Here is a 10,303-nt window from a genome sequence, read left to right as displayed (position 1 = left end):
GACGACCAGACCTTCACGGTAGTTCAGCCGGATATATGTGTGGTTTGTGATTCAGCTAAGCTGGATGATGCCGGGTGCAAAGGCGCACCGGATCTGGTGGTGGAGATTCTTTCACCAGCTACAGCTTCCAAAGATCTCAATGAAAAATACCACCTCTATGAAGAGCATGGTGTAAAGGAGTACTGGGTAGTGTATCCAGGTGAAAATGTGCTTGAAATCTACGATCTCTTAGAAGGGCGATATGCCTCTCGTGGTAAGTTTGTGCGGGAGGATACGGTGAGTTCGAGCGTGCTGGAGGGGTTTGTGATCAAGCTGGAGGAGGTATTTGAAGAGGTGAGGTGAAACGATTATTCAAGGTGCTCCCTTACTTTTTGTTGGACCTACAGTTTCACAGTGTAGCACCTGAATGAAGATATTGGTTTGTTGATAATTGCACTGGCGAGATAGAGGCGATGCTTGGAGAGGTGTTTGGTATTGAGTAGTGTGTCGGTGATTTTTTGGTCACCAAAATACTTGCGACATTTTCTGATATCAGGTGTGTCACCTCTTTCGAATACCCTCACAATTACAAATTCAGTCTTGGTGTCCACATCGAGTTGATCATAATCTACATCCCAAAAAATCCGAGGGTTGAAAGCAGGCTTGTTGGACTGAATCATTAATTCCGAAAGTACAATAATTGAACGAATTAGTAAATACTAATAAAAATAGTTATTACTAAAATTATTAGATTTACATGTGCTTAATGTCCATTCATACTTCAGTTTCAAATACGGTTTGCTGTCCATCGACAGGCTGATGGAGTGGGCCGTGCGTAATCATGTGCGTACATTGGCACTTACTGATATCAATAGCACGGCCGGTAGTCTGGAGTTTGTTCGCCAGGCACAGAAGCAGGGTATCCGGCCGCTCCTGGGGGTGGATTTCAGAAATGGCGCTGAACAGCAGTTTGTGGCGGTAGCCAGAAACAATGATGGATTTCAGTCGATCAATGCCTTTTTGTCTAAGCACTTGCATACAGGTGTGCCCATTCCTGCTTTCACCGATGAGCTTCAGGAGTGTTTTGTGATCTATCCTCAGGCGAATATCCCCACTCGTGCTTTGAAGCCTTATGAATACCTGGCGGTGAAGCCTCGTGAAGTGACCAGGATCAGGTTTTTGAGTAAGCTGCCCAGAGAGAAATTGATAGCCTGCCCGGTGTATACTTTGCCGGAGGAGGTGGACTTTGAGCTGCACTGTGTGCTGCGTGCCATCGACCTCAATACACTGGTGAGCAAGCTGGGTGACGCTGATACAGCGCATCGGGAGGATGTTTTTTTAACCAAAAAGCAACTCACGGACTATTATCAGGAGCTACCCGAGGCATTTGAAAACCTGAAGATGGTTATCCAATCTAGCCAGATTAACTTCATCCTGGGGCCTGAAGCTACTTCTCAGAACCTGAAAACATGGACGGGTAGCCAGGAGTCTGATTATCAAAAGGTGCGGCAGCTTTGTCTGGCGGGTTTGACTTACCGATATGGTGAGCGCCCGGCATTTACCATCAGAAGGCGAGTCATTACAGAGCTGAGTGTGATTCGTCAGATGGGATATTTATCCTATTTCCTCATCAGTTGGGACATTGTGAAGTACGCCCGCGACCAGGGTTATTTCTATGTAGGGCGTGGGAGTGGGGCCAATAGTGTGGTGGCTTACCTACTACGCATTACCGATGTGGATCCCATTGAGCTGGACCTGTACTTTGAGCGATTTATCAATCTTTTCAGAAAAAGTCCGCCCGACTTTGATATGGATTTTTCTTCGTGGGACAGGGAGGATGTGACCCGCTATATTTTTGATCGGTATGAAAACGTGGTATTGCTGGCCACGCACAGCACCTTTCAGTGGCGTGCGGTAATCAGGGAGGTGGGGAAGGTTTTTGGGGTACCTCCTTATGAAATAGAGCGGCTTCAAAAGACACCCGAACAGGAGCTGGATCATCACGCACGGCTTATCCTTACTTATGGCGATCGACTGTCGGGTTTTCCCAGTCACCTGAGCGTACATGCTGGCGGCATTATTATCTCAGAGCGACCGATTCACTATTATACAGCCACATCGCTACCGCCCAAGGGCTTTCCGCTCACCCACTTTGATATGCACATTGCTGAAGACGTTGGACTGTATAAGTTTGATGTATTGGGGCAGCGGGGACTGGGTAAAATCAAGGATGCGCTGGAGATCATTCGTGAAAACCAGCCGGACAGGTTGCCTATAGACATCCACGACATCAAACTTTTCAAGGAGGATGAGCTGGTGAAAATCAACCTACGGGAGGCAAAGGCGATCGGGTGTTTTTATGTGGAGTCTCCGGCCATGCGCATGTTGCTGACGAAACTGCGTGCAGAGGACTATCTCACCCTGGTGGCCGCCAGCTCTATCATCCGGCCGGGTGTGGCCAAATCAGGGATGATGCGGGAGTATATTCTGCGTTTCAGGATTCCCGACAAGCGAAAAGAGGCTCATCCGGTGCTCTGGAAGATCATGCCTGATACCTATGGAATCATGGTGTATCAGGAGGATGTGATCAAAGTGGCACACTATTTTGCCGGGCTCACGCTGGCGGAAGCGGATGTGCTCCGCAGGGGGATGTCGGGTAAGTACCGATCGCGGGAGGAGTTTCAGCAGGTGAGGGATAAGTTTTTTGCCAACTGTGAGGCCAAAGGGTACGAGCCGACGGTGAGTGCGGATGTGTGGCGGCAGATCGAAAGCTTTGCGGGCTATGCTTTTGCTAAAGGGCACTCGGCTTCTTACGCCATAGAGAGCTACCAGAGTATGTTTCTGAAGTCACATTATCCGCTGGAGTTTATGGTGGCCGTGATCAATAATGGTGGCGGATTTTATAGTCGGGAATTATACATCCATGAGGCCCGCATGCATGGTGCGGATATCCAGTTGCCGTGTGTCAATACAAGTGAAAACGAGACGATTATCAGAGGTAAAACGATCTATTTAGGCCTGAACTTCATCAAGGAACTGGAGCACAATACCGTGCAGGAGGTGTTGGTGGATCGGCAAAAAAACGGAGCGTTTTTGTCAGTGGATGATTTCGTGAAGCGGGTGAGTGTTTCATTGGATCAGCTGAGTTTGTTGGTTAGGATAGGAGCATTTCGGTTTACCGGAAAGGATAAAAAAGCCTTGCTGTGGCATGCGTACTTCCTGCTGGGCAATACAGGTAAGAGCCAGAACAAACTTTCACTTTTCGATCCCCCGGTGAAGAAATATAAACTTCCTGAGATCGAGCACGAGGCTATCGAGGATGTTTATGATGAGGTGGAGCTGCTGGGGTTTCCGCTGGAGAGTCCGTTTAATCTGCTGAGTGAAAAGCGCAACGATTGTGTGCCTGCCAACAAGCTCCCGTTACACATCAATCAGGTGGTGCTGGTGATGGGGTACCTGGTAGCTACCAAGCACACCAGTACCTCCAAGGGAGACCGGATGTATTTTGGAACTTTTCTGGACGAGGCAGGTGATTTTATTGATACGGTGCATTTTCCACCTGTGGCTAAGAAGTTTCCTTTCACCGGCAAGGGGATCTACCTGATGCGGGGAAAGGTGATGGAGGAGTTTGATGCGATCAGTGTGGAGGTGAATGCCATGAAGCGGCTAAAGTATATGACGATGGAGATGTAGCGTCAATCATTCACAAAGGGGTTTTTAATCGTCAGGGTGTTGATTTTTTGGCCGTGAGTGAGGTCTTCAGACAGCAGGATAGTACAGTTGGCCTGATGAGCTGCACTTATGATCAGGGAGTCCCAAAAGCTTAGTTGATTGTTGGTTTGTATATCTATGGCAGTATTTATTGTAGTCATGTTATTGACTACAAGTTCAAAATTGCCGAAATAGCTGAAATAATTTTTAATTTTTTGCGGCGGTACACCAAGCTTTCTGTTCAGCGCATTGTAAAATTCCTGAGCTGAGTGCTCCATGCCAATACGTTTTCTTTTTCTAGTGAACTCAGTAATTTGTTGCAGTGAATTCTTTTTTCTGGTTCATCGGAGCTGAACAAATAGATGAGAACGCTGGTGTCTATGAATACTTTACCTTTCATAGAGCTCATCTCGATTGAACGAATAAACCCTCGTCTTTATACCAAGCGTAGAGATAGAGTTTTCAATTTCAGAGAATCCACTTTTTGCTTCAATCGTGTTTTTGAGCAATATTCTAACCATGTTGTTGACGGTAGTGCCATTTTTCTTAGCGTACTCACGGCTTTTTTGGAGTAGCTCATCGGGTATGGAGAGTGTTATGTTTTTCATGATCACACTTATTATGTGTAATAACATCCTATCAAAATGAATGGTTTCCAGTCAATAATTTTGAATAGTCAGAGTGGTCTCTTAAAAAAAGAACCCCGCGCCGATCACAGATCGGCGCGGGGTTTAAAATCGTTTCCTTAAAGGTGATTTATATCGCTTTGCTGGCAATGTAACGGTTCACAAGATCTTCCAGTACGTTGAGTGGCACGGCACCGCTCGTTAGCACCACATCATGAAATTCACGCAGGTCAAAGGCATCGCCCATTTCGGTTTGTGCTTTTTCCCTAAGCTCAAGGATTTTCAGCATCCCTATTTTATAGGCTGTAGCCTGAGATGGCATCACGATGTGGCGCTCCACCATGCGCACACATTCGCGCTCGCTCCCGGAGGTATTGGTCTGGTAGTAGGCGATTCCTTCATCACGGGTCCACTTTTTGGAGTGGATGCCGGTGTCTACCACCAGTCGACAGGCTCTCCAAAGTTCCATGGCCAAGCGGCCATAGTCGGAGTAAGGGTTGGCATACATGCCCATTTCTTTGGGTATATACTCACAGTACAGTCCCCAGCCCTCTACATAGGCCGTGTAACCACCGTATTTTCTAAACTTAGGGATACCTGTCAACTCCTGAGAAATGCTCCGGTCCATGTGATGGCCTGGGATGCCTTCGTGGTAAGCCAGGGCTTCCATCTCATACTTGGGCATATTTTTAGTACTGGAAAGGTTCGCATAATAGGTGCCCGGGCGGGAGCCGTCCGGTGCTGGCGCCTGGTAGAAGGCCTTACCGGCTGATTCTTCACGGAAAGCTTCCACACGTTTCACCGTAATGTCGGCCTTGGGTTTGGTAAGAAAGAGGTTGTCCAGTTGCTGACGCATGTTGTCAATGATGGTGGTAGCACTGTCGATGTAGGCCACTTTGCCTTCGTCTGTATCCGGGTAGTAAAACTGATCGTCTGTTTTCAGAAACTCGAAGAAGTCCTGTAGCTCGCCTTCAAAGTTCACCTGATTCATGATCTCACGCATCTCGCCGTGGATACGTGCCACTTCTTTCAGACCTATTTCATGAATCTCTTCGGAGGTTAGGTTGGTGGTGGTGGTTCGTTGGAGGGCATTGTTATAAAATGCTTCACCATTTGGAAACTTCCAGGCACCATCATCAGAGGTTGCACGGGTTTCCTGATCCTTGAGGAAGTCAATGAGTTTTTCGTAGGCTGGTTTCACGGTGTTGATGAGTGCATCCTCAGCACCGGCAAGGAAAGCTGCTTTAGTAGCTGCATCCAGTTCCAGGGCCTCCACCTTGCCGGAAAAGTCTGCGTAGATGGCATTCTGCTCGGCGCTTTTGTCGATGGGCGTACCGCTGATGATATTGGCGCAAGCCTCTAACACCCTGGGGTAGACAAATTTCGGAGGTACGATACCAAGTGCTTCACGTGATTGCAGGTTAACAATGAGCTGATCAAAAAGCTGATCTACGCCATTGAGTCGGGACACGTAGGCTGCAGCATCACTGGAGTCTGCTATACTGTGTATGTTGATAAGCATAGAGGCTACCATGGTGTGTGTGCCACGCATCTGATGCACGGGATAGCTATACTGGCGGTATTTGAAATCGGCAATTGAGTTTTCAGCGTCCGTTTTGAAAAGGTCATAACTGAGTTTGGATTGGTAGTCCAGGGCATCGTAGTTGATGCTATCAACGAGGTATTGGAGATTAGCTTTTGTGAACTCCAATTCCTTTTGGTCCATCTCGTCAGAGATGTCATCCCATTTTCCATAGTCCTTTTTGATGCCCAGGTAAGATTGATACACAGGGTAGCGGTCTACCATTTCATCAAACGCTTTGTCAAAGAAAGCAAGGGCTTTTTCTGATTCGGCGGCCATCTCTTCGGGGGTGAAGGTTTTTTCAGTAGGTGGGGTACACGCCAGCATTACTACAGCAAGTAGCAGTGTGGGTGTATATCGCAAAGTCTTTTTCATAAGGTTTTTTTGGTTTAATCAGCTGTAAAGTAATGATTATTGGCTGTTTTGGCGGCTTTAAAGGGATGAGTTGGTACTGCTTTTTGATAAGTGGTAGGTATTAATTTACTCTGATTACTATATAAATAGTTGTATTACTATAAATATAGTTATATGTTTGTTTCATGAAAGCGTTGACCAAAGCAGAAGAGCAAGTAATGAAATACCTGTGGAAGCTGGGTAGGGGGTATCTGAAGGATATTGTGGCTCAGTATAGCCACCCTGCTCCTGCTTACACCACGGTGTCCACGGTGGTGAATGTATTGGTGAAAAAGGAGTTTATCGGGTTTGAAACCCACGGCAAGTCCAAGGAGTATTATCCCATGGTCTCAAAGGCGGATTATGCCAAAGAATCGATGCAGGGGATGATGCACACCTTTTTCAATGACAGTCCGAAGCAGTTTGCTTCGTTCTTTACACAGGAGAGTGAGTTGAGCATTGAGGAGTTGAAGGAGCTACAGGATATGATAGCTGCTGAGATTAAAAAACAGGAAGATAATGACTGATTGGCTGATTTACATATTGAAAGTAAGCGCTTTTCAGGGAGTGCTGGTGTTATTCTATCTGCTGTTTCTTCGGCGGTTAACCTTTTATCAGTTCAATAGAGTATTCTTATTGGGAACTCTGGTGGTCGGTTTCGTGCTGCCATTTGTGCAGGTAGAGAGTGCCCCTGTAGTGCAGGCCAATCAGGAGTTGGTCACCATGATCGGTACCCGAATCAGTCAGTCTTCAGAAACCATGACCGAAGGGGTGATCGTTCCCGGCTTTCAGGTCAGTTGGATGTGGCTGTTTGCTTCACTCTATGCCATCGGCGTATTTCTGCTTTTTCAGCGCTATTTCTCAAACTTTTATAAGATCAGAAAATTCAAATATGGATATCAATTAATCACTAAAATCGGGGCAATTGAGGTGTTCAGAACGCCTTATGCTCAGCCATTTTCCTTTTTCAAGTCGGTGTTTATCCCCGAAAAGGTGGAGCATACCCAGGAGCTTGATCTGGTGATGGCGCATGAATTGCAGCATGTGAATTTTGGTCATTCTTATGACCGCATGCTCGTGGATTTCATTGTTGTTCTTTTTTGGTTCAACCCTTTCATTTATTTATTGAGAAAGTCTCTGATAGAGGTGCACGAGTATCAGGTGGATGCTGCCGTGACGGCAGGTAGTGGAGTGAAAATTCCCTACCAGATGTCGCTGGTGAGTCTGGCTGGTGGCGGCTTCTCAGGTCCGGTGAGTTTCTTCAATTTTTCAACCATTAAAAAAAGAATACAAATGATGAATCGAAATAAATCAAACAAGATTTCTCTGATTAGTCTGGCACTGCTTGGGCCGGTAATTTGGAGGAATGATTATGCTGTTTTCATTTGAAATGAAAACACCGGAAATGATCTTCGTGCAGGATGAACCCGGCCCGACACTGGAAGAAGAGGTTGGGATGGTAGGAGTCTCTTTGATCGAAAAGCCCTCAATATTTCCATTGAGGGTGAAGAATGAGAAGGTGAAAGTTACCTCTAACTTTGGTTATCGGACGGATCCATTCGATAAGGCCAAAAAGTTTCACCAGGGAATGGATATCTCCGCAGCGGAAGGAACGCCAGTCATTGCTACTGCCGATGGAAAGGTAACTCTGGTGAGTAATCTACCCGGCGGCTATGGCCAACATATTGTCATTGAGCACGACGAGGACTATAGGACGAAATATGCCCAGCTTTCTTCTATTGAGGTGAGTGAGGGGGAAATGGTGAGCAGGGGACAGCTCATTGGCAAGGTGGGTAGCTCTGGTAGGTCCACGGCCCCTCATCTGCATTATGAGGTATATAAAGATGGGAAAGCTGTAGATCCGGTAAACTATATTTCTGACTACAAATTTGCGATGCAGGCACAAGAGCAGGCTGAGGAGGAACGGCGTGTTGCTGAGAGCGCCCGGGAAAAAGCGCAGGCGGCACAAAGTGCCGCAGTGGCAGAGCAACGTGTGGCTGCGGAAGCCCAGAGGGTAGCTATGCAGGAGCAGAAGCAAGCTGAAGCACGGCAGGTTCAGGCCAAGGCAAAACAGCGGGCAGATGAAAAAGCTGAGGCTGTGGCGAAGATAAAGGCAAAGGAAAAGCCGAAAGTGAAGGAGAAAAGTAAGGCCAAAACCAAAGTGAAAGAAAAGGATAAGGATAAATGAAACTCTGGAGCCGGGCACAGCCCGGCCCTTATTGTTTTAGGATAGATTGGAAGATATGGTGAAATAAAAGGTACTGCCGATTCCAGACTCTGATTCTACCCAAAGCTTTCCTCCGTGCATCTCTGCAATTTTCTTACAATTGGCCAGACCTATGCCCTGTCCTTCGAATTTTGAATCGCTCGTTCCGCGTTGAAATATTCTGAATATGTTTTCAAATTGCTTTTCTTCAATACCAATCCCATTGTCCTTTACCAGGAATTGCCAGAAACCTTCCTTTAGTTGAGCTTTTACACTAATAACTGGCGCAATATCATCTTTTCGGAATTTTATCGCATTGGTAATTAGATTTTGGAACAGCTGGCGCATCTCCAGGGGATATATATGGAGATTTGGCAACTCATCCACAGATATTTTTGCATTATGAGACTGGATTAGAGAATTGAGGTCCTCTTGTACCTCTATGAGGGTCTGGTTAAGATTAGTGGGTTCCAATGTTGGGCTTTTACCCAAAAGCGAGTAATCTAGCAGGCCGTATATCAGTGCCTCCATTCTCACAGAGGCCTTTTCAATCGAGTTAATGTACCGGAGCAATGCGCCGTTTAGTTCGGACCCGTGATCTTCCTTGATGATGGAAATGTAATTGGATATGGTACGGACCGGAACTTTGAGGTCATGGGAGACAATGGATGTGAATTCCTCCAGTTCTTTGTTTTTAGCCTCCAGAACTTTTGCATGTTCCGTTCTTTTGGCTTCTGTGAGATCTTGAGTCACCCTGCCAAAACCAATAAGCTTATCCTCAAAATCGTGAATAGCCGTAATGGTCGTTTTAGACCAAAATCCAGAATGATCCTTGCGAACACTCCACTCCTCGTTAGAGGCGGTACCCTTTTCTATGGCCTCTTGAAGCAGGTTTTTAGCTTGTTGGGAGGCTTGATCTTCGCTATTGTAAAAGACCTCAACATGTTGTCCGATCATTTCGGAAGCTGTATATCCGTGTATGCGCTGTGCCCCAATGTTCCAGTTTTGGATATTACCCTTTTTGTCAAGAAAAATGATCGCATAATCACTAATCTGATTGATCATTTTGAGCATATTGTCATGCATGGATTTGTTGGTGTCAGCCTCCACGAGTTTAGGGCGCAAGACCAGAAAAATTTCCAACGCGATGAATACCAGGGTAATAATCAATAAAATGAGTTGGATCCTTGAAATTTTTTCAACTTTGGCATTGGCCAGCTCATGAAGTTTGAAAGTAATCTGGTCCATATAATCCAGGAAGCTGGGTTCATTTTCACTTATGATTCCGAGATTCCGAGCGATGGCTGAGGAATCCTGATGCATCAGAAGCTGACCAACCGCCAGATCAATTTCAGTAAACGGCTCTTCTACATTATCGAAAAGGGCTTTCAGGTCAGGGTAATCAGGGTTTCGATAACGGACTTCCAGCTCGTCATGTGACTGTTTCCAGGTTTTCCATGCATCTTCTAGCTCCACCGCGTAGATTCCAGAGCGAAGGCTATCATTGGTGATGCTAATGGCCAGACTCAATCGGGTGATTTTTTGACTGAGCATTCTTTGTCTTCCCGAGATGTTGATCATTCGGGCTGACTTGCTTTCCTGAATGATTTGCTGAAGGTAGACCTGACTCCCCAGAAGAATAATGATGAGGAGCCCCAGGAGGACATAATACTTAGAATGGTATAATTTGATAGTCGTTTTGGTTTAGATTTAATTTCAGGGAAATTACGATCTTTCCTGGTTGGGTTTCAAAGAATCACTTCTTCCCAAGACAGCAATATAACATTCAACGGCCACTCTGGAGGA

10 protein-coding genes are annotated in these 10,303 nt (G+C 46.2%); 5 read left to right on the top strand and 5 right to left on the bottom strand.

What is annotated here, in order from left to right:
* Positions 1–342 (top strand): Uma2 family endonuclease (locus RIH33_RS00575; protein WP_406651697.1); only part of this gene is annotated, 342 nt, incomplete at its 5' end.
* A 38-nt stretch (positions 343–380) separates the two neighbouring features.
* On the opposite strand, the gene RIH33_RS00570 is transcribed toward RIH33_RS00575, so the two are convergent.
* Entirely contained in the window at positions 381–659 is a 279-nt protein-coding gene (locus RIH33_RS00570) for a DUF6922 domain-containing protein (RefSeq protein WP_406651696.1), read from the bottom strand.
* Between the two features lie 79 nt (positions 660–738).
* On the opposite strand from RIH33_RS00570, the gene RIH33_RS00565 reads away from it, so the two are divergent.
* Entirely contained in the window at positions 739–3,672 is a 2,934-nt protein-coding gene (locus RIH33_RS00565) for a DNA polymerase III subunit alpha (protein WP_406651695.1), read from the top strand.
* Positions 3,673–3,674: 2 nt separating this feature from the next.
* Here RIH33_RS00565 and RIH33_RS00560 read toward each other — a convergent pair whose 3' ends face one another.
* The 3 genes from RIH33_RS00560 to RIH33_RS00550 form a co-directional block, all read right to left on the bottom strand.
* Entirely contained in the window at positions 3,675–3,968 is a 294-nt protein-coding gene (locus tag RIH33_RS00560) for a PIN domain-containing protein (RefSeq protein ID WP_406651694.1), read from the bottom strand.
* A gap of 111 nt (positions 3,969–4,079) precedes the next feature.
* On the bottom strand, positions 4,080–4,298 hold the full coding sequence (locus RIH33_RS00555) for a DUF6364 family protein (protein ID WP_406651693.1): 219 nt from the start codon (positions 4,296–4,298) through the stop codon (positions 4,080–4,082).
* Between the two features lie 148 nt (positions 4,299–4,446).
* Entirely contained in the window at positions 4,447–6,273 is a 1,827-nt protein-coding gene (locus RIH33_RS00550) for a DUF885 domain-containing protein (protein WP_406651692.1), read from the bottom strand.
* A 164-nt stretch (positions 6,274–6,437) separates the two neighbouring features.
* Between RIH33_RS00550 and RIH33_RS00545 the strand changes: the two genes are divergently transcribed.
* Genes RIH33_RS00545 through RIH33_RS00535 form a run of 3 tightly spaced genes read left to right on the top strand, consistent with a single transcriptional unit; the run spans position 6,438 to position 8,479 of the window.
* Positions 6,438–6,818, top strand: coding sequence for a BlaI/MecI/CopY family transcriptional regulator (locus RIH33_RS00545; protein ID WP_406651691.1), 381 nt, complete (start codon positions 6,438–6,440; stop codon positions 6,816–6,818).
* Positions 6,811–7,680, top strand: coding sequence for a M56 family metallopeptidase (locus RIH33_RS00540; protein ID WP_406651690.1), 870 nt, complete (start codon positions 6,811–6,813; stop codon positions 7,678–7,680). Before RIH33_RS00545 ends, RIH33_RS00540 begins: the two co-directional genes overlap by 8 nt.
* A gap of 1 nt (position 7,681) precedes the next feature.
* Positions 7,682–8,479, top strand: coding sequence for a peptidoglycan DD-metalloendopeptidase family protein (locus RIH33_RS00535; RefSeq protein WP_406651689.1), 798 nt, complete (start codon positions 7,682–7,684; stop codon positions 8,477–8,479).
* 36 nt (positions 8,480–8,515) lie between these two features.
* Here the strand turns inward: RIH33_RS00535 and RIH33_RS00530 are convergent, their stop codons facing one another.
* Entirely contained in the window at positions 8,516–10,102 is a 1,587-nt protein-coding gene (locus RIH33_RS00530) for an ATP-binding protein (protein WP_406651699.1), read from the bottom strand.
* Between the last annotated feature and the right edge of the window lie 201 nt (positions 10,103–10,303).

This window comes from Marinoscillum sp. (genome assembly GCF_040222955.1).
Lineage (GTDB): Bacteria > Bacteroidota > Bacteroidia > Cytophagales > Cyclobacteriaceae > Marinoscillum.
This window is presented reverse-complemented; position numbering and strand designations above follow the sequence as displayed.

Bases quoted from the DNA above. Each gene is read 5' to 3' on its own strand.
- RIH33_RS00570 (WP_406651696.1), bottom strand. From the start codon at position 659: ATGATTCAGTCCAACAAGCCTGCTTTCAACCCTCGGATTTTTTGGGAT.
- RIH33_RS00535 (WP_406651689.1), top strand. From the start codon at position 7,682: ATGAAAACACCGGAAATGATCTTCGTGCAGGATGAACCCGGCCCGACA.
- RIH33_RS00540 (WP_406651690.1), top strand. From the start codon at position 6,811: ATGACTGATTGGCTGATTTACATATTGAAAGTAAGCGCTTTTCAGGGA.
- RIH33_RS00555 (WP_406651693.1), bottom strand. From the start codon at position 4,298: ATGAAAAACATAACACTCTCCATACCCGATGAGCTACTCCAAAAAAGC.
- RIH33_RS00545 (WP_406651691.1), top strand. From the start codon at position 6,438: ATGAAAGCGTTGACCAAAGCAGAAGAGCAAGTAATGAAATACCTGTGG.
- RIH33_RS00550 (WP_406651692.1), bottom strand. From the start codon at position 6,273: ATGAAAAAGACTTTGCGATATACACCCACACTGCTACTTGCTGTAGTA.
- RIH33_RS00560 (WP_406651694.1), bottom strand. From the start codon at position 3,968: ATGGAGCACTCAGCTCAGGAATTTTACAATGCGCTGAACAGAAAGCTT.